Annotated in this window: 19 protein-coding genes; 13 read left to right on the forward strand and 6 right to left on the reverse strand. The window is 69.4% G+C overall.

Annotation, left to right across the window (positions count from 1 at the left end):
* Positions 1-62: 62 nt before the first annotated feature.
* From ACIBK4_RS09900 to ACIBK4_RS09935, 8 genes are all read left to right on the forward strand, one after another.
* Positions 63-686: a GntR family transcriptional regulator gene (locus ACIBK4_RS09900; RefSeq protein WP_329248148.1), complete on the forward strand. Its 624-nt coding sequence runs from the start codon at positions 63-65 to the stop codon at positions 684-686.
* Positions 687-961: 275 nt separating this feature from the next.
* Complete coding sequence (aceE, locus tag ACIBK4_RS09905; protein ID WP_398993852.1) at positions 962-3,664, forward strand: pyruvate dehydrogenase (acetyl-transferring), homodimeric type; 2,703 nt, start codon at positions 962-964, stop codon at positions 3,662-3,664.
* Between the two features lie 411 nt (positions 3,665-4,075).
* A complete protein-coding gene (locus tag ACIBK4_RS09910; RefSeq protein ID WP_398993854.1) occupies positions 4,076-5,059 on the forward strand; it encodes a helix-turn-helix transcriptional regulator in 984 nt (327 codons plus the stop codon).
* 78 nt (positions 5,060-5,137) lie between these two features.
* Positions 5,138-5,659 (forward strand): DUF4240 domain-containing protein, encoded by a 522-nt coding sequence (locus tag ACIBK4_RS09915; RefSeq protein ID WP_366435039.1) that lies wholly within the window; start codon positions 5,138-5,140, stop codon positions 5,657-5,659.
* 122 nt (positions 5,660-5,781) lie between these two features.
* Positions 5,782-6,309: a carboxymuconolactone decarboxylase family protein gene (locus ACIBK4_RS09920; RefSeq protein ID WP_398993856.1), complete on the forward strand. Its 528-nt coding sequence runs from the start codon at positions 5,782-5,784 to the stop codon at positions 6,307-6,309.
* A gap of 142 nt (positions 6,310-6,451) precedes the next feature.
* Positions 6,452-6,904, forward strand: coding sequence for a PASTA domain-containing protein (locus ACIBK4_RS09925; RefSeq protein WP_398993858.1), 453 nt, complete (start codon positions 6,452-6,454; stop codon positions 6,902-6,904).
* A 180-nt stretch (positions 6,905-7,084) separates the two neighbouring features.
* A complete protein-coding gene (locus ACIBK4_RS09930; RefSeq protein ID WP_398993860.1) occupies positions 7,085-7,564 on the forward strand; it encodes a hypothetical protein in 480 nt (159 codons plus the stop codon).
* 54 nt (positions 7,565-7,618) lie between these two features.
* Positions 7,619-8,176, forward strand: coding sequence for a S1 RNA-binding domain-containing protein (locus ACIBK4_RS09935; protein ID WP_398993862.1), 558 nt, complete (start codon positions 7,619-7,621; stop codon positions 8,174-8,176).
* A 51-nt stretch (positions 8,177-8,227) separates the two neighbouring features.
* Here ACIBK4_RS09935 and ACIBK4_RS09940 read toward each other — a convergent pair whose 3' ends face one another.
* Complete coding sequence (locus ACIBK4_RS09940; RefSeq protein ID WP_366435030.1) at positions 8,228-8,458, reverse strand: hypothetical protein; 231 nt, start codon at positions 8,456-8,458, stop codon at positions 8,228-8,230.
* A 151-nt stretch (positions 8,459-8,609) separates the two neighbouring features.
* Here ACIBK4_RS09940 and ACIBK4_RS09945 point away from each other — a divergent pair, with 151 nt between their 5' ends.
* Complete coding sequence (locus ACIBK4_RS09945) at positions 8,610-8,945, forward strand: hypothetical protein (RefSeq protein WP_398993864.1); 336 nt, start codon at positions 8,610-8,612, stop codon at positions 8,943-8,945.
* On the opposite strand, the gene ACIBK4_RS09950 is transcribed toward ACIBK4_RS09945, so the two are convergent.
* The 3 genes from ACIBK4_RS09950 to ACIBK4_RS09960 all read right to left on the reverse strand — a co-directional run bounded on the left by ACIBK4_RS09950 (position 8,888) and on the right by ACIBK4_RS09960 (position 11,022).
* A complete protein-coding gene (locus tag ACIBK4_RS09950) occupies positions 8,888-9,823 on the reverse strand; it encodes a hypothetical protein (RefSeq protein WP_398993866.1) in 936 nt (311 codons plus the stop codon). The two genes, ACIBK4_RS09945 and ACIBK4_RS09950, sit on opposite strands and share 58 nt — an antisense overlap.
* A 102-nt stretch (positions 9,824-9,925) precedes the next feature.
* Positions 9,926-10,243 carry a DUF397 domain-containing protein gene (locus ACIBK4_RS09955; protein WP_398993868.1) on the reverse strand — a complete coding sequence of 106 codons (318 nt, stop codon included), beginning with the start codon at positions 10,241-10,243 and terminating at the stop codon, positions 9,926-9,928.
* Positions 10,240-11,022: a helix-turn-helix transcriptional regulator gene (locus ACIBK4_RS09960; RefSeq protein WP_398993870.1), complete on the reverse strand. Its 783-nt coding sequence runs from the start codon at positions 11,020-11,022 to the stop codon at positions 10,240-10,242. Before ACIBK4_RS09960 ends, ACIBK4_RS09955 begins: the two co-directional genes overlap by 4 nt.
* A gap of 113 nt (positions 11,023-11,135) precedes the next feature.
* Here ACIBK4_RS09960 and ACIBK4_RS09965 point away from each other — a divergent pair, with 113 nt between their 5' ends.
* Together ACIBK4_RS09965 and ACIBK4_RS09970 are read left to right on the forward strand one after the other, a co-directional pair.
* Positions 11,136-11,543 carry an ATP-binding protein gene (locus ACIBK4_RS09965; protein WP_398993872.1) on the forward strand — a complete coding sequence of 136 codons (408 nt, stop codon included), beginning with the start codon at positions 11,136-11,138 and terminating at the stop codon, positions 11,541-11,543.
* A gap of 55 nt (positions 11,544-11,598) precedes the next feature.
* Entirely contained in the window at positions 11,599-12,729 is a 1,131-nt protein-coding gene (locus tag ACIBK4_RS09970) for a lipid II:glycine glycyltransferase FemX (protein WP_398993874.1), read from the forward strand.
* 127 nt (positions 12,730-12,856) lie between these two features.
* On the opposite strand, the gene ACIBK4_RS09975 is transcribed toward ACIBK4_RS09970, so the two are convergent.
* Positions 12,857-13,672, reverse strand: a complete 816-nt coding sequence (locus tag ACIBK4_RS09975; RefSeq protein ID WP_398993876.1) for a peptidoglycan recognition protein — start codon at positions 13,670-13,672, stop codon at positions 12,857-12,859.
* Positions 13,673-13,860: 188 nt separating this feature from the next.
* Here ACIBK4_RS09975 and ACIBK4_RS09980 point away from each other — a divergent pair, with 188 nt between their 5' ends.
* Positions 13,861-15,045, forward strand: a complete 1,185-nt coding sequence (locus tag ACIBK4_RS09980) for a MarP family serine protease (RefSeq protein WP_398993878.1) — start codon at positions 13,861-13,863, stop codon at positions 15,043-15,045.
* Positions 15,046-15,054: 9 nt separating this feature from the next.
* Here the strand turns inward: ACIBK4_RS09980 and ACIBK4_RS09985 are convergent, their stop codons facing one another.
* Positions 15,055-15,543, reverse strand: a complete 489-nt coding sequence (locus ACIBK4_RS09985) for a GNAT family N-acetyltransferase (protein WP_398993880.1) — start codon at positions 15,541-15,543, stop codon at positions 15,055-15,057.
* Positions 15,544-15,616: 73 nt separating this feature from the next.
* Here ACIBK4_RS09985 and ACIBK4_RS09990 point away from each other — a divergent pair, with 73 nt between their 5' ends.
* Positions 15,617-16,513, forward strand: a complete 897-nt coding sequence (locus ACIBK4_RS09990) for a TIGR01777 family oxidoreductase (RefSeq protein WP_398993882.1) — start codon at positions 15,617-15,619, stop codon at positions 16,511-16,513.
* Positions 16,514-16,605: the final 92 nt, after the last annotated feature.

Raw genomic sequence — 16,605 nt, forward strand, 5'->3', positions numbered from 1 at the left:
GCCCCTCCCGAGCGGGCGTGCGGCCTTATTGTCTAAACGTCAAACGCCCTTAAGGAGCTCTCATGACCGCGCCCGTCGTCCACTCGCTGCGCGAACAGATCCGCGAGCACATCGTGGAGGGGATCGTGAGCGGTCGCTGGAAGCCGGGCGAGCGGATCGTGGAGCGGCGGATCGCTACCGAGCTGGAGGTCAGCCAGACGCCGGTACGGGAGGCCTTGCGCGAGCTGGAGTCGCTGCGGCTGATCGAGTCGGCGCCGAACAAGGGCGTACGGGTACGGAATCTGACCGCGGCCGACCTGGAGGAGAGTTACCCGGTGCGCGCCGGGCTCGAAGCCATCGCGGCGGAGCTGGCGGCCGAGCGCCTCGCCGCCGACTGCTCGGCGCTCGAACCGCACGTCGCCGCGCTCTACGAGGCCGACCGGGACGCGGACGGCACCGGCCAGGTCCGGCACACCGTGGGCTTCCACCGCGAGCTGGTCCGGGCCGCCGGCAACTCCGTGCTGCTGCACACCTGGGAGGGCCTCGGCATCGAGGTGTTCACCGCGCTGTCCATCCGTTGGCTGGGGACGGTCCAGCAGTCGTACGCGGAGGAGCACGAGGAGTTGGTGGCCGCGTTCCGGCGCCGGGATCCGCGGATCGCGGAGCTGGTGAAGGCGCACGTTCTGGGCTGCGCCCCGCGCCCGTGACGCAGCCGAGCGCAGCCATGCTCACCTGCGAAAACTCCCCGGAAATCAGCCAAAATCACGGCACCCGGTGCCCCGGCAAAAGGCACGCCGTGCCTACTTTCTCGTAATCAAGATATTTTGCCCGGGAACCTTTGATCGATCATCGATCAGGGAGTTACAGTCACCGACGGGCTCCCACCACAGGGCCCGCCGCCCTGTCCTGCCAAAGACCAAGGGCACCCCCGAAAACCCCTTGCCGACGAGGGAACCCCCCTTCGACTGAGGAAGGCGGCGTTATGACCGACCCCTACGCCATCCAGCCGAGCGAGCTCGACCAGCTCCCGGACCGCGACCCCGAGGAGACCGCCGAATGGCAGGCCTCCCTGGACGCCGTCACGAAGGCTGCGGGTCCGCACCGTGCCGCGTACCTGATGCGCCGCACGCTGGAGCGCGCGGAGGGCAACGGTCTCGCGCTGCCCAAGCTGCTTGAGACGGACTACGTCAACACCATCCCGACCGCCGCCGAGCCGTCCGCGCCCGGCGACGAGGCGCTGGAGCGCCGGATCACCGCGTGGAACCGCTGGAACGCGGCGGCCATGGTGACCCGTGGCGCGAAACACGGCGTCGGCGGCCACATCGCGACCTTCGCGTCCGCGGCCTGGCTGTACGAGACCGGCTTCAACCACTTCTTCAAGGGCAAGGAGGCGGACGGCTCCGGCGACCAGCTCTACATCCAGGGCCACGCCTCCCCCGGCATCTACGCCCGCGCCTTCCTCGACGGCCGCCTGACCGAGGCGCACCTCGACAACTTCCGCCAGGAGGCGGGCGGCAACGGCCTCCCGTCGTACCCGCACCCGCGGCGCCTGCCCTGGCTCTGGGAGTTCCCGACCGTCTCGATGGGCCTCGGCCCGCTGTCGGCGATCTACCAGGCACGCTTCAACCGCTACCTCACCGCGCGTGGCATCAAGGACGTGTCGGAATCCCACGTCTGGGCGTTCCTCGGTGACGGCGAGATGGACGAGCCCGAGTCGACGGCGGCCCTCGCACTCGCCTCCCGCGAGGGTCTGGACAACCTGACCTTCGTCATCAACTGCAACCTCCAGCGCCTCGACGGCCCGGTCCGCGCGAACTTCAAGATCGTGCAGGAGCTGGAGGCCCAGTTCCGCGGCGCCGGCTGGAACGTCGTCAAGTCGCTGTGGGGCAACGCCTGGGACGAGCTGTTCCAGCTCGACACCACGGGCGCGCTGGTACGCCGCCTGCGCGAGGTACCGGACGCCCAGGTGCAGACGTACCAGACGCGCGACGCGGCCTACATTCGCCAGGACTTCTTCGGGGCCGACCCCGCGCTCGTCGAGCTGGCGAAGCTGCTGAGCGACGACAAGATCCTTGAGTGCTTCCACCTCTCGCGCGGTGGTCACGAGGCGAACAAGGTCTACGCCGCGTACAAGGCGGCCGTAGAGCACAAGGGCGGCCCGACGGTCATCCTGGCGCAGACGGTCAAGGGTCACACGCTCGGTGCGGGCTTCGCGTCGAAGAACGCGAACCACCAGATGAAGAAGCTGTCGACGGACGAGTTCAAGCAGATGCGTGACCTGCTCGAACTCCCCATCAAGGACAGCGACTTCATCGACGGAGTCGTGCCCTACGGCCACCCCGGCGCCGACTCCCCCGAGGTCCGTTACCTCCAGGAGCGCCGCGCGGCGCTCGGTGGCCCGGCCCCGGCTCGCCGCACGCACGCGATCGCTCCCCTTCCGTCCGCTTCGGAGAAGGCGTTCGCGTCCTTCGACAAGGGATCGGGCTCGCAGAACGTCGCTACGACGATGGCGTTCGTGCGGCTCGTCAAGGATCTGGTCCGCGACAAGGAGACCGGCAAGCGCTGGGTGCCGATCGTCCCCGACGAGGCGCGCACGTTCGGTATGGAGTCGCTGTTCCCGTCGCTCGGGATCTACTCCCCCAAGGGCCAGACGTACGAGCCCGTCGACCGCGACCAGCTCATGTACTACAAGGAAGCCAAGAACGGCCAGATCCTCAACGAGGGGATCACCGAGGCCGGTTCGATGGCGGACTTCATCGCCGCGTCGACGTCGTACGCGACGCACGGCGAAGCGATGATCCCCTTCTACATCTTCTACTCGATGTTCGGCTGGCAGCGCACGGCCGACCAGATGTGGCAGCTCGGCGACCAGCTCGGCCGCGGGTTCCTGGTCGGCGCGACGGCGGGCCGTACGACGCTGACGGGCGAGGGTCTTCAGCACGCGGACGGTCACTCGCCGGTGATCGCGGCGACGAATCCGGCGGCGCTGTCGTACGACCCGGCGTTCGCGTACGAGGTCGCGGCGATCGTGAAGGACGGCCTCCGCCGGATGTACGGCGAGGCTGCCCCGGGCGAGGACCCGAACGTCTTCTACTACCTCACCGTCTACAACGAGCCCATCCCCCAGCCCGCCAAGCCGGCCGGACTCGGTATCGACGAGGGCATCGTCAAGGGCCTGTACCGCTTCAACACGGCGGAATCTGCGGGACTTTCGCCTGCTGCCAACGCGGCGCGTATCCAGCTCCTCGGTTCCGGTACGGCGATCCACTGGACGTTGAAGGCGCAGCAGTTGCTTGCCGAGGAGTGGGGTGTGGCGGCCGACGTGTGGTCGGCTACGTCCTGGACGGAGCTGCGGCGGGATGCGTTGGACGCGGATGCGGCGTTGCTGCGGGGTGAGGAGCGGGTGCCGTACGTGCGGCAGGCGCTGCATGGTGCCGAGGGTCCTGTCCTCGCGGTCTCCGACTACATGCGGCAGGTTCCCGACCAGATCGCGCAGTGGGTCGAGCAGGACTGGTCCTCGCTGGGTGCGGACGGGTTCGGTCTGTCGGACACGCGGGATGCGGCGCGGCGGTACTTCGGGGTGGACGCGGAGTCGATCGTCGTGGCGGCCCTTGCACAGCTGGCGCGACGTGGGGAAGTGAAGGCTACGGCGGTGAAGGAGGCGCGGGAGCGGTACGGCTTGTAGGGCTTTGTTTTTCGCCCCCGCCGCCCCTACCCGTCCCATCCCATCCCTGGGGGCTGCGCCCCCAGACCCCCCTTCGGCCTGAACGGCCTCGTCCTCAAACGCCGGACGGGCTGAGAGATGCCGACCGGAGCTCGGAAGCTCCGGTCGGCAAGATCTCGGCCCGTCCGGCGTTTTCGGCCTGTCCCCACAAATCCAGCCCGCCCGCCGATAACTCAGCCCCTCCGGCGTTCGAGGAGCGGAGGTGCCGTTCTCATCCTCCAGTCCCTTTAACCCCCGCCGATAACTCAGCCCCTCCGGCGTTTGAGGAGCGGGGGTTCGGGGGCTGGCCCCCGTGTCGGGGTCGAAGGGGCGGAGCCCCTGGAGGATGGGACGGGTAGGGGCGGCGGGGGCGAGATCCCTCATCATGAAGGCATGCGTGCTGCCCGTCTCATCAAAATGGTGCTGCTGCTTCAGGCCCGGGCCTCCATGACCGCCGCCGAGCTCGCCGACGAGCTGGACGTCTCCGAGCGCACCATCACCCGCGACGCACAGGCGCTCTCCGAGGCCGGCGTCCCCGTGTACGCGGACCGGGGCCGGGCCGGCGGATACCGGCTCGTCGGCGGGTACCGGACCCGGCTCACCGGGCTGGCCCGTAGCGAGGCCGAGGCGCTCTTCCTGAGCGGAGTACCGGGGGCGTTGCGCGAGATGGGGTTGGAGGATGCCGCTTCCGCCGCCCGGTTGAAGGTGTCTGCCGCGCTGATGCCCTCCCTGTCGGACGCCTCGCACGCCGCAGCTCAGCGGTTTCACCTTGACGCCCCCGGGTGGTTCACCGCGCCCAAGACACCCGGACTGCTGCCCGCCGTAGCGGACGCCGTCTGGGACGACCGGAGGGTGATCGCGCGGTACCGGCGCGGCGACTCCGACGTCGAACGGGAGCTGGAGCCGTACGGACTCGTCCTCAAGGCGGGGGTCTGGTACCTGTGCGCGCGGGTCGCCGACCGTGACCTCCCGGTGTATCGGGTGTACCGCATCGACCGGTTCACGGCGGTGGAGGAGAGCAAGGAACGCTTCGTACGGGACGAGGAGTTCGACCTGCCCGCGTTCTGGAACGAGCGGGCCGAGGCGTTCGCGCGGTCGATCCTGCGGGCGGAGGTCGTGGTGCGGCTGTCGGCGGACGGCGCGCGAAGACTCCCGTACGCCGTCGATCCGGCCGCCGCGCGCGAGGCACTGGAGGTCGTGGACGAGCCGGACGACGACGGGTGGGTGACCGTGACCCTTCCCGTGGAGTCCGAGGAGGTCGCCCACAGCCAGCTCGCGGGACTCGGCCCGGACGTGGAGGTCCTGGCACCGGAGAGCCTGCGGGCACGCTTCACGGACGACGCGCTGCGGCTGGCCACGCTGTACCGCCGCCCATAACGATCTGCCCCGCTCCAGGTGACAATCCGCTGCACTCCACGTGCGCGCACCCCCTCCAGGCCCGATGCTTGACCCGTGATGGACGAGACGGAGTTCTGGGAGCTGGTGGACGCCACCCGCGAGGCCGCCGAGGGCGACCCCGAGGAGCAGGCGGACCTGCTCGTCGACCGGCTTCTGCTGTTGGACCCGGAGCTGGTCCTGGACTTCGCCCGGCATTTCGAGGCCCGTTTCAACCGCGCGTACACCTGGGATCTGTGGGGTGCCGCGTGGGTGCTGCTGGACGGCGCGAGCGACGACGCGTTCGACTTCTTCCGGTGCTGGCTGATCGGTCAGGGCCGGGAGGTGTACGAGGGTGCCGTGCACGACCCCGACTCGCTGGCGGACCTCATCGACGACTTCGACGACGAGATCGACGGCGACGGGGAAGAGCTGGGGTACGCGGCGGACGAGGCTTACGAACAGCTCACCGGTGCCGTCGCCCCCGACCTGGGGATTCCGCCGGCCCCCGCCGAGCCGCTCGGAGCTCCGCTCAACCTGGAGAACGAGGCCGTACTCGCGGAGCGTTTCCCGAAACTGCGGGAGAGGTTCCGGCAGGAGTGAGAGGGGTACGGCGATGGGTGCCCGCCCTGCGACCGAGTCGTCGGGCGAGTCGTCGGGCGCGATCGACCGGATCGCGCATCCCGCATCCCGCATCCCGCATCCCGCATCACAGTGAGGTCACCGTGGCTCGAATACCGTACCCGGAGCGTTCCGCCGAGGCCGTGGACGCGCTTCCCACCCCGTTGAACGCGTTCCGCATGCTCTCGCACGCCCCGGATCTGACGGGTCCGGCGATCGACCTGGGCATGGCCGTGCTCGGGTCGTCGATACCGGTGCGGTTGCGCGAGCTGGTGGTGATGTCGGTGGCGGCGCGCACGGACTGCGCCTACGGGCTCGTCCAGCACCGCCCGATAGCGCTCCACGCGGGGCTCACCGTCGACCAGTTGGCGGCGGTCGTCGAACTCCGGCCCGAGGAGGGCGAGTTCGACGAGGTCGAGTCGGCGCTGCTGACGGCGACGGCGGAGCTGATGGCCCAACACACGCTCACGGACGCCACGTTGGGGACACTCCGCAAGCATCTGACCGACCGTCAGGTGGTCGAGCTGATCTCGACGGTCGGGTACTACACGATGCTCGCCGGTCTCCTGAACGGGTTGGGCGTGGACATCGATCCGGCGGGCGAGCAGTACCTGGGCCTGGGCCGTAACTAGCCCACGCCAGTTCATGTGACGCAGCTCTCAAGGGAGTTGTGCGGCAGTCGTGCAGCAGCAGGGGCCGTTCCGCAGTCAGTGGGGGGACAGGCAGGGAGCGTGACAGCTCCCTCGAACTCCTTGAGCAGGAACCGGTGACTCCTTGAACGACTTCGCCAACACCCCCGCCAATGCCCCGCACTTCGACGCGACCGGCAACCGGCGTGGAACCCGCCGCAGGCGCGCCGGTGTCATCGCCGCCACAGCCATCGCGATAGCCCTGGCCGGCACCGGCGCCGCCCTGGCCACGGTCGGCACCGCGTCCCACACCACCGAGCGCACCTCCACGGCCACGACCATGACCACGACCACGACCACGGAGAAGGGGAGCACGAAGGGGAACGTCACGACCGTGCCGTACGCCAAGCCGTTCGACCTGAAGGGCGTGAACCTGGCGGCGGCCGAGGAGGCTCTGGCGCAGGCGGGTCTCACGGTCGGCACGGTCACCCACGGGGTGGTCGACAACTGCAAGCCGGGCTCGGTCATCGCGGTGTCCCCCCTCGCGCCGACGGTCCTCCACAACGGCGACAAGATCGACCTGGCCCTCTGCGGCTGACCGTTCCGCCGGGTCGGTCTCATCCGTGACGGCACGTCACCTCACGTGTCACAAGGGCGTCTTGATGTGACTCCGTTCGCAACTTCCGCCCGGCTGCGGGCCTCCCATCCGACAACAACGCCCGTTCAACGCGGGCGAGTTGACGGCCAAGTGCCGCCCGCAGCCACCCCCGGAGGGGTCATGTTCCCGATCGTCCGCCCGCGTTCGATGTTTCTGCTCGGTGCCGCCATCGTGGTCGTGCTGGCCACCGCGTTCGTCGGCACCCTGTTGCTGCTCGGCAAGGACGCCGAGGGCAACGAACCCAACGACCCCGATCCGCAAGCCGTCAGCGAGGTCGCCGTCTGCTCGGACGTCAAGGTCCACGCCTGGGTCACGATGAACCTCGGGACCGTCGCCAAGCCCGACACCAAGAACGTCGACTACGACGTCGCCGCCACCCGGCACGACCGCGACCCGTTCGGTGTCACCGCGGCCAAGGGTTGCGAGGGCATCTTCGGAGCCTTCGGAACCCGCGCGGAGTTCAAGACCCCCGGCCTGAACAAGGGCGGCCCGTTCGCGGTGACCACCCCGGCCGACCGGCAACACGTCCTGGTCCTCCGCCTCACCCAGCACCCGGACGGCACGGTCACCAGCACCCGGCAACTGGTCGCCGCCCACTGACGACCACGGCTGGATCAGGGTCGGCGCACGGCTCCCCATGAGAGGCTGAACGGCATGGGGGCAGTGCCGGACGATCAGGCCTCTCGGGACTTCCTGACCGGGATCCGCGTCGGCGACCTGTGCGGCGGGACGGTCGCGGCGATCGAGCGGTTCGGCGTGTTCGTGTCGCTGGACGACGGCCCCGACCACCCGGTCTTCCCCGGTGTCGGGCTCATCACGGTCGCCGAACTGTCGTGGCGGCGCTTCGAAGCGATGTCGGACGTCGTGCGGGTCGGACAGCGCATCTCCTGCGAGTTCCTCCAGTTCGACGACTGGCACGGAGAGGCGAGACTGTCCTTGAAGGCGATGCAGCCGGACCCTTTCGCAGCGTTCGTCGAAGGGCTCGCGGTGGGCCGGAGGCTACGAGGACAGGTCACCAAGCTGGTCCCGTTCGGCGCCTTCGTCCGGGTCGCCGACAGTGTTGAGGGGCTCGTTCACCTTCGAGAACTCGCCCCGACGCCGGTGGAGACTCCGGAGGAGGTCGTCCAGGTCGGCGACGAGGTCACGGTCGTCGTCACCGAAATCGACCGACCACGGCGCAGGTTGGCTCTCTCCCGACGCCAGGCCTCATAAGGCGAGACCTCGGCCCAACCCGGTGGACCTACACGGCTACAGCACCAACTGCTAGGCGGCGGTACGGCGGCGGGTCGAGTCCGTCGAGATGTAGGCCTGCGTCTGGTCGGCCCGTACCGCGTGGTGCATCGGGGCCGCGTTGGCCTGGTCGAGCGCGGACGCCGTGACGGCGGCCGGGCCGAGGATCACGGTCGCGACCGCGCAGACCACCGCCCAGGGTCCGCGGGCGGACTTGGCCCAACCGGCCGTCTTCTCCGTGGTGTTGGAGTGACTGCTGTTCATTTTCCCCACCTCCAGTCAGTGCGTGTGCATGACGATAGGGAGCTTGTCTCGGGGGACCCGGTGAGTTGCCTGCGAGAAACCTGTGAGCGCCGGTCGGGGCCTGGTCGGGGCCCACTGAGGCCTGTCGAGGGGTTCGGATATCTTCACCGGCATGGAGTCGTCCGCGTCCGACCACAAGGTCTTCGAGCACGACCGCGTCCAACTGCGGGTCGATCACGGGATCATCGAGGTGTTCCGGCGCAATCGCATCATCAGCTCGTACCGGTCCCCGTTGAGCTGGCTGAAGGTACGTGCCGAGGCGCGCAGGGGCGGCTTGACCCGCCTCCACTTCGGCCACGTCGAAGAACTCGACGAACCGATCTACGCGAGCACGACGAGTTCCAAGCACATGCTGGTCACCGTCGAGATCCAGACCACCGACGAGCCGCTCTACCGCGCGTTCTTCACCGAGCTGGCCCAGCTGTCGGACCGCCCGATGGCCTCATGACACATCCCTGACAGCGCGGCCCTCACCAACGCGATCCCGTTGAGCGACACGGGAGTTGGAGCCGGTACGGATGGCGCCGGGACCAGTCCCGCGCAGCGGCGGCAGATGCCGGTACGTACACCTCGCGGCAACGGGTCACGGCACTCGCCACACTCCGCCAGGGTCTCAACTGGCTTGCGTGGAGGGGTGATTGCCGGAGTCCGGGCTTCCAAGCGGTACGTCACGAGGGCGGCCGGGGAGCGCACGGGGTGGGGCAGATCGGCGGTGAGGGCCTGGTACAGGTCGGCCTCCGTCGCACCGCTCGCCAGCCAGCGGGTGGCAAGGGGCACGAGCCGTTCGATCTCACCGGCGCCGAGGCGGAGGGCGGGGGTGCGGTCGCCGAGGCGGGCCAGGAAGTTCGCGGCGCCGCGCTCCAACTCGCTTGGCGGCACGGGCTGGTTGGGGGTGTTCTCCTCGGTTTTCTCGCCCAAGGGGTATGCGCCGACGGCCTGGTCACCCCCTGTGCCGACCGGCGGGTCCTGGTCACTCGGATCAGGAGAGGAACGTACGGTCCCGAACGCGGCGCTGATCTCCTCCAGTGCCGTCAACGCCACGTTGGATACGAGCACTTGGGTGGTCCACTGGCCGGTCTCGGGGTTCTGGCTGCGCCGGGTGTGGAGATAACCCTCTTCTTCCAGTTGCCGCCGGGCCTTGCGGACGGCTAGGCGGCCTTCCGGCATCTTCTCGCCGATGGACTGCACGGTCTCTCTCGAACCTTCGGGGAGGGACAGCGCCCACTGGAGGAGTCGAACGGCGGTCCCGTTGAGGCGGGGATGCCGGATGATCTCGTTGGGAGTCTGGGAGAAGAAGCGGGCAGGCGGGATAGCATGCTGAAGCATCGCGAAGGACCTCGGATCCACTCGTCGGTGTAGGCCCTCAGGACGGTGTTGGCGCACCACTGGGGGCCGCTCCGTGTAGGCACACGGAGGGTGAGAACGTGATTACTGTAGCGCCGACTTTGCGGCCAAGTTTACGAAAGCCGTCCATTCGTCCAGCGAAAACGCCAGCGTGGGACCGGACTTGGCTTTCGAGTCACGGATGTGGACCGTGGGTTGGGCTGGTTCCAGGGCGACTTCGAGGCATTGGCCGCCGGCGTCGCCGCTGTGCGAGGACTTTCGCCACTCCAGGGCTATTTCGAGGCACTCACCGCCCTCCGCGCCGCTGTACGACGACTTCCGCCATTCCAGAGCGACTTCGAGGCACTCACCGCCCTGGCTACCGCTGTAGCTGGACTTGAACCATTTCAGGTCGGCGCTCATAGCTCCCCTGCCATCTGCTCGATCAACTTCGCGGAATCACCTGGGGTCAGGGCCTGCGTCCGGATCATGCCATACCGCGTGAGCAGCACACTGACCTCGTCGCGGTTGTCCACCAGCCGCCCGTTTCCCTGTGCCTCAAGCCACGCGACCCACTGCCGTTTGGGCGTCTCCAGGAGGGTCATCGGGCCGTCCACCCCAGCATGCGCCTCGTACAGCATCGGCATGATCTGGAGGGACACGTTGCGCCTGGCGCCGAGTTCCAGCAACCACTCCAACTGCCCCTTGAGGACGGCCGCCCCGCCGACCGGGCGCCGTAGAACCCACTCCTCGATCACCAGCGCAATCGAAGCGGCGGGGGTACGCGACAGCAGCTTCTGCCGAGAAAGCCGGGCGTCCAGCCGGAGTTCGATCTCTGCGTCCTCCAACATCGGGAACCGGGCGTCGAGCACGGCGCGCGCGTACTCCTCGGTCTGCACGAGCCCATGCACGAGGTGTGTGTTGTATGTGCAGAGGCTGACCGCCTCGGCCTCAAGGTCCGCGTACTCGTCGAACCACGATGGATGCAGGTTCCGTTCCAGATGCTCCGCCGCGGATTCGATCGTCGTCCGCCGCCCCAGAAACTCCGCCGCCCGGGCGATGAACCGCGCACTCGGCATGCGTTCCCCGCGCTCGACCATCGCCACCTGCGAGGCCGAGTAGCCCACGGCCACGCCGAGTTGCTCCCTCGTGCGCCCCAGTTCCTCTCGAAGCGACCGTGTCACCGCACCGAACATCCGCATGCTCGGCGACCCTTCGCCACCCTCCTGCACAACCAACCCCCTTGCCTGCACACTTAACTGTGTGCTGCCGTCAGCCCTGTTCAGGCTAGCCACATATCACCCACCGTGAGGGGATGCACACACAATCGCCCCCCGAAGCGGTACTCCAACTCCTCGCGGAACCAGAGGGGTTCGCCGCCGCACGCCAGGCCGTCCGGGAGCAGCTCACCGCCTGGGGGTACCCCGAACTCGCCGACGCGGCAACACTCTGCGCGACCGAGATGCTCGCCAACGTCCACCGGCACGTGAAGTCCCCGGAGTGCGAACTACGCCTCCGCACACTCCCGGAAGGCGGGGTTCGGGTGGCCGTCGCCGATCGTTCGCCCGAACTGCCCGTCTGGTACACCGAACCCGACTGGGATACGGAGAGCGGACGGGGCATCTTCCTGATCGCGTCCGTGGCGAACCAGTGGGGCGTCACGCCCAGACAGGGCCGGCGCGGCAAACAGGTGTGGGCGGAGTTCACAGCCGTGAAGTCTTGACCCGTCCGGTGAGCCCCGGCTTACGGTGGCCGCCGCCGAACAGGAGCGCGCGCCCATGACCAGCCCGTACGTGAAGGGGATCACCCGCGAGGAACATCTCGCGCATCTCCGGCTGCACCCCGACGCGAGCCATCTCCAGATCCCCGAGTGGGCCGACGTGAAGCCCGACTGGACGGCGGAGAGCGTCGGTTGGTTCGAGGGCGAGGCGCTGATCGCCGTAGCGCTCGTGCTGTACCGGGCGTTCCCCGGCACCGGCCGCTTCCTCGCGTACCTCCCCGACGGCCCGGTGATCGACTGGCACAGCCAGCGCCCGGAACGGTACCTGGACCCCCTGATCGCGCACTTGGAGAAGGAGGGCGCGTTCTCGGTCCGCATAGGCCCACCGCTCGTGGTCCGGCGCTGGGACGCGGCCACCGTAGCGGCGGGCGTAGCCGACCCCTCCGTACGACATCTGCGAGATCTCCCCACGGACGGCATCGACGGCTACGCACTGGACGCGGCGGAGCGGTTGCGGCGGCTGGGTTGGCGGCGCTGCAAGGAGGAGGACGGAAGCGGCTTCGGCCTCGGCCAGCCCCGCTACGGCTGCCAAATCCCTTTGACCGGCCGGTCGGTGAACGACCTGCGCGCCGCACTCTCCCCCCACTGGCTGCAGTCGTTGCAGACGGCCGAGGGCGGCGGAGTCGGCGTCTTCTGGGGCTCGTCCGACGACCTGCTCGCGTTCCACCGCCTGTACCGGGCGACGGCGGAACGCGACGGCTTCAAGCCCCGCCCCCTGGACTACTTCCGCCGCATGTGGCAGGCGCTGAACGCCGAGGAATCCGACCGCATACGCATCTACCTGGCCGAGTACGACGACGAGGTCTTGTCCTCCGCCCTCATGATCAGCACCGGCCCCCGAGTCTGGCACTCCTACCCCGCGTCCGGCCGCCGAGGCCGCGAACTCCGCCCCAGCAGCCTGTTGTTGTGGCGCATGCTCTGCGAGGCACTCGACTCCGGCGCGGACACGTACGACCTCCGCTCCATCACCCCGTCCCTGATCGCCGACGACCGCCTGGTAGGCCGCCTCCTCTTCAAAACAGGCGCAGGCGGCCAAGCGGTGGAGTACCTCGGCGAATGGGAACGCCCGGTGGGAAGCCAAGGGAGGGTCCTGCAACGGGCGTTGAGCGTGTATCTGGCCCGCAGATAGAGCGCCCCTTTAGGGGCGCGGGGAACTGCGCGCCCAGCCCCCACCGGGCCGACACCCGACATCCGACCGAGCGGGGTCCGGGGGCGCAGCCCCCGGGGATGGGACGGGTAGGGGCGGCGGGGGCGATTCACCGCCCTTGCAACCGCGCCGCCAGTCCCCGAACCTCCGGCAACCGAGCCAACAACGCCGCCCCAGGACAACTCGTCATGTACCCATCCTTGTGCCCCGCAAGGGCAGGCAGCACCGCCGTCGTACCAGAGGCGTACCGACTGAGGCTGTTACTGGACACCAGCCGCACCTTCACACGCGGATCAACATCCGCAAGCCCCAACTTCCACGCAGCCAGCGCAGCAATCGCATCGGTCATCACCTTCGGTACCGCCATCCCCGAAGTGAACGTCCCGATCGCAGCGATCCCCACAGTCCGGTGATTGAACCCCTGCGTGTGCGCCCCGGTCACGGCTCGATCGACACCCCCCGCCCGCCCCTCGTAGATCGTCCCGCAGTGATCGACGAGGAAGTTGTAGCCGATGTCGTCCCAGTCCCGAACCCCGGTCTGCCCGGCGTACAGGTACCGGATGATGCGAGGCGCGTCCGCACAGTCGTACCCGTTCGGTGAGTCCGTGTGATGGACGAAGACGGCGACGACCTTGTCGTCGTAGCGCGGCGGCGGCTGCGCATGCCGGGAGAGCGCGTCGAGCCAGGCCGAACGCGGCACGATCCGCGGCTTGGGCGCGGTGTGCCCGACCGCGACGGGCCGCGCCGCGACGGGCGGCCGTACGGCGGCGGCCGTGGCCCGGCGCCCGATGCCGTCCGCGCACAGGGCGAGCACCAGAACGGCGGCGAGACCGGGCAGGCAGGCCAGCAGAACGACCGCCGCGCGAGGTATTCGTACCCGCGGCGGTCGTCTTCGTGCACCCGGCGTTCTTCTCAGGACACGCATGGTCACACTCTCGGCCGGAAACACTCAGTCCGCGATGTGTGCTGTGCCACCCGGTGGAACCATCGTCCTGGTCCGGCACGTTTCTGGGGGTACACGCACGCGTGGTCGCTTCCCGGGGAGCACGCGCGCGTGACTGATCAGTGGGCCCGTTCCTCGCGTACTAAGGGTTCCGAGAGAAAGGCGGCTCCGTGGACCTGCTCGACCTGCTGTTGTTGCTGGTGATCCTCGCCTACGCGGCGTCCGGATACCGGCGCGGCCTCGTCGCCGGATGTGTGTCGCTCGCCGGGTTCGTGGGCGGTGCGGTCGTCGGCGTATGGGTGCTGCCGTGGGTGATGGACCTGGTGACTCCGGGGACGACGGCGGCGACGGTGACCGCCGTACTCACCGTGCTGACCCCGGCGGTGGTCGGGCACGAACTGGCGGGACGGCTCGCGCTGAAGCTGCGCAAGGAGCTGGACCAGGGGCCGCTGCGGGTGGCCGACGGGATCGGCGGGGCCGCGGCGAACTCGGTGGCGGTGATGATCGTCGCGTGGGTGGCCGCGAGCGTGCTGGGCGCGTCCTCGTCGGCGACGGTCACGACGGCGATCCAGGACTCGACGCTGCTGGGCAGCGTCCAGAAGCTGATGCCGGACACGACACCGACGTGGTTCTCGCGGGCGACCTCCGCGCTCACGGAGGCGGGCTTCCCGCAGGTCTTCAACCCGTTCGAGAACGAGTCGACGGCCGAGGTCGCCAAGCCCACCGGCGACAGCGTCACGGCCGCCGCGACGAACGCCTCCAAGCGGAGCACGGTCAAGATCGAGGGCTCCTCGGGCACCCAGGGCCGCGAGGGCAGCGGCTTCGTGTACGCCCCGCAGCACGTGATGACCAACGCGCACGTGGTGGCCGGCATCGACAACCCGACCGTCCGCATCGGCGGGGTCGGACGGTCGTACGAGGCACGGGTCGTCCTCTTCGACCCGCAGAAGGACGTCGCCGTGCTGTACGTGCCGGGGCTGTCCGCGCCCGTGCTGCGCTTCGACACCAGCGCCGAGCGCGGCGACTCGGCCGTGGTCGCGGGCTATCCCCAGGACGGCGACCTGAACCTCCAGGCCGCGACCGTCGCCAACCGCGTGAACGCGACCGGCCAGAACATCTACAACGACGGCACGGTCACCCGCGAGATCTACTCGATCCGCTCCACCGTCCGCCCCGGGAACTCCGGCGGCCCCCTCCTGACCACCGGCGGCAAGGTCTACGGCGTCGTCTTCGCCCGCTCCACCTCGGACAACGAGACGGGGTACGTGCTCACGGCCGACGAGGTCTCCGGGGACGCGCAACGGGCGGCGACCGCGACCGCCCAGGTGGACACGGGCGACCTGGTCACCTCGTAGGCCGACAGGTCAGAGCGCGCGGCCCATGAAGACGTCGTCGACGTACTTCCCGTCGAGCAGGAACTCCTCGGGCAGTACGCCCTCGACGGCGAAGCCCTCCGCCTCGTAGAGCCGCCGCGCCGGGGTGTTGTGCCCGAGCACGCGCAACGTGAGCCGGCGTGCGCCCCTTCGCCGCGCCTCCTCTACGGCGGCCCGGACCAGCGCCCGGCCGACCCCCTTGCCCCGCGCCTCGTCGGCGACGGCGAGCCCCTGGATCTGCCGGACGTGCGCGTTGCAGGCCAGCTCGGTGGGGAAGGCCAGCCGGATGTAACCGACGATCCGGCGGTCGATCTCGGCGACCAGATGGTCGTCGGGCGCGTGCCGCTCGTCGAAGAAGGGGGCGTACGGCGGCTGCGGGCGGGGCATGACCGCGTGCAGGCGGGACCAGGTGGCGCGGTCCAGTGCGCCCAGTTCCTCGTCGTCGTCGGGCAGGGCTGTGCGTATGTTCGGCTCGGACATGTGGGCCAGGGTACGGCGGGTGCGGCCCGGTCCTCATGGGGGTTTTATGGATCAACGAGGCAGGATGGGAGCCATGGAACGCTCGCGAATCGCGGTGACCGGCGCCTCCGGTCTCATCGGCAGCGCACTGGTCCGGTCCCTGACCGCGGACGGGCACGAGGTGGTGCGCCTGGTGCGGCGCGGCGCCCGGGGCGCGGACGAGGTCTGCTGGGACCCCGAGGGCCAGTACGTGGACGCGGCCGGGCTCGACGGCTGCGACGCCGTGGTCAACCTCGCCGGCGCCGGGGTCGGCGACCACCGCTGGACCGACGCCTACAAGAAGCAGGTCCGCGACAGCCGCGTCCTCGGCACGGCGGCCCTCGCGGAGGCCGTCGCAGCCCTGGACCGGCCGCCGCGCGTGTGGGTGAACGGCAGCGCGATCGGCTTCTACGGGGAGACCGGCGACCGTGCCGTGGACGAATCGGCGCCTCCAGGGGACGGTTTTCTGCCCTCGCTGTGCGTGGAGTGGGAGGAGGCGACGGCGCCCGTGCAGGAGGCGGGCGTACGGACCGTGTTCGCGCGGACCGGGCTGGTCGTGGCGCGGGACGGCGGCGCGTGGGCCAAGCTGTTCCCCCTCTACAAGGCGGGACTTGGGGGACGGTTCGGGAACGGGCGGCAGTACTGGTCGTTCGTCGCGCTGCACGACGAGGTGGCGGCGATCCGGCATCTCATCGACACGGACGGGCTGTCCGGCCCCTTCAACCTCACCGCGCCGAACCCGCTGACGAACCGTGAGATCTCCGCGGCGATGGGGCGTGTGCTGCGCCGCCCGTCCCTCTTCACGGTGCCGGCGCCCGCGCTGAAGCTGGTGCTGGGCGAGATGTCGGGGGATGTGCTGGGGAGTCAACGGGTGCTGCCGAAGCGGCTGTTGGAGTCGGGGTTCACGTTCGCGTTCCCGGAGATCGAGGGGGCGATCCGGGCGGCGCTGTAAGGGGCGGCGTCCTGGACAGCGGTCGTTACTCCTGGAACGCCCGAGGCCTGACGTTCCGGGCGGCGCTGTGAAGCGTGGACGGCGGGCGGGCG

It is taken from the genome of Streptomyces sp. NPDC050528, from assembly GCF_044457795.1.
Lineage (GTDB): Bacteria > Actinomycetota > Actinomycetes > Streptomycetales > Streptomycetaceae > Streptomyces.

What these genes read in the sequence shown, in the direction of transcription:
- ACIBK4_RS09930 (WP_398993860.1), top strand. Translation starts at nt 7,085, where the DNA reads ATGTTCCCGATCGTCCGCCCGCGTTCGATGTTTCTGCTCGGTGCCGCC.
- ACIBK4_RS09900 (WP_329248148.1), top strand. Translation starts at nt 63, where the DNA reads ATGACCGCGCCCGTCGTCCACTCGCTGCGCGAACAGATCCGCGAGCAC.
- ACIBK4_RS09975 (WP_398993876.1), bottom strand. Translation starts at nt 13,672, where the DNA reads ATGCGTGTCCTGAGAAGAACGCCGGGTGCACGAAGACGACCGCCGCGG.
- ACIBK4_RS09940 (WP_366435030.1), bottom strand. Translation starts at nt 8,458, where the DNA reads ATGAACAGCAGTCACTCCAACACCACGGAGAAGACGGCCGGTTGGGCC.
- ACIBK4_RS09960 (WP_398993870.1), bottom strand. Translation starts at nt 11,022, where the DNA reads ATGCGGATGTTCGGTGCGGTGACACGGTCGCTTCGAGAGGAACTGGGG.
- ACIBK4_RS09950 (WP_398993866.1), bottom strand. Translation starts at nt 9,823, where the DNA reads ATGCTTCAGCATGCTATCCCGCCTGCCCGCTTCTTCTCCCAGACTCCC.
- ACIBK4_RS09965 (WP_398993872.1), top strand. Translation starts at nt 11,136, where the DNA reads ATGCACACACAATCGCCCCCCGAAGCGGTACTCCAACTCCTCGCGGAA.
- ACIBK4_RS09985 (WP_398993880.1), bottom strand. Translation starts at nt 15,543, where the DNA reads ATGTCCGAGCCGAACATACGCACAGCCCTGCCCGACGACGACGAGGAA.
- ACIBK4_RS09990 (WP_398993882.1), top strand. Translation starts at nt 15,617, where the DNA reads ATGGAACGCTCGCGAATCGCGGTGACCGGCGCCTCCGGTCTCATCGGC.
- ACIBK4_RS09970 (WP_398993874.1), top strand. Translation starts at nt 11,599, where the DNA reads ATGACCAGCCCGTACGTGAAGGGGATCACCCGCGAGGAACATCTCGCG.
- aceE (WP_398993852.1), top strand. Translation starts at nt 962, where the DNA reads ATGACCGACCCCTACGCCATCCAGCCGAGCGAGCTCGACCAGCTCCCG.
- ACIBK4_RS09935 (WP_398993862.1), top strand. Translation starts at nt 7,619, where the DNA reads ATGGGGGCAGTGCCGGACGATCAGGCCTCTCGGGACTTCCTGACCGGG.
- ACIBK4_RS09910 (WP_398993854.1), top strand. Translation starts at nt 4,076, where the DNA reads ATGCGTGCTGCCCGTCTCATCAAAATGGTGCTGCTGCTTCAGGCCCGG.
- ACIBK4_RS09945 (WP_398993864.1), top strand. Translation starts at nt 8,610, where the DNA reads ATGGAGTCGTCCGCGTCCGACCACAAGGTCTTCGAGCACGACCGCGTC.
- ACIBK4_RS09915 (WP_366435039.1), top strand. Translation starts at nt 5,138, where the DNA reads ATGGACGAGACGGAGTTCTGGGAGCTGGTGGACGCCACCCGCGAGGCC.
- ACIBK4_RS09955 (WP_398993868.1), bottom strand. Translation starts at nt 10,243, where the DNA reads ATGAGCGCCGACCTGAAATGGTTCAAGTCCAGCTACAGCGGTAGCCAG.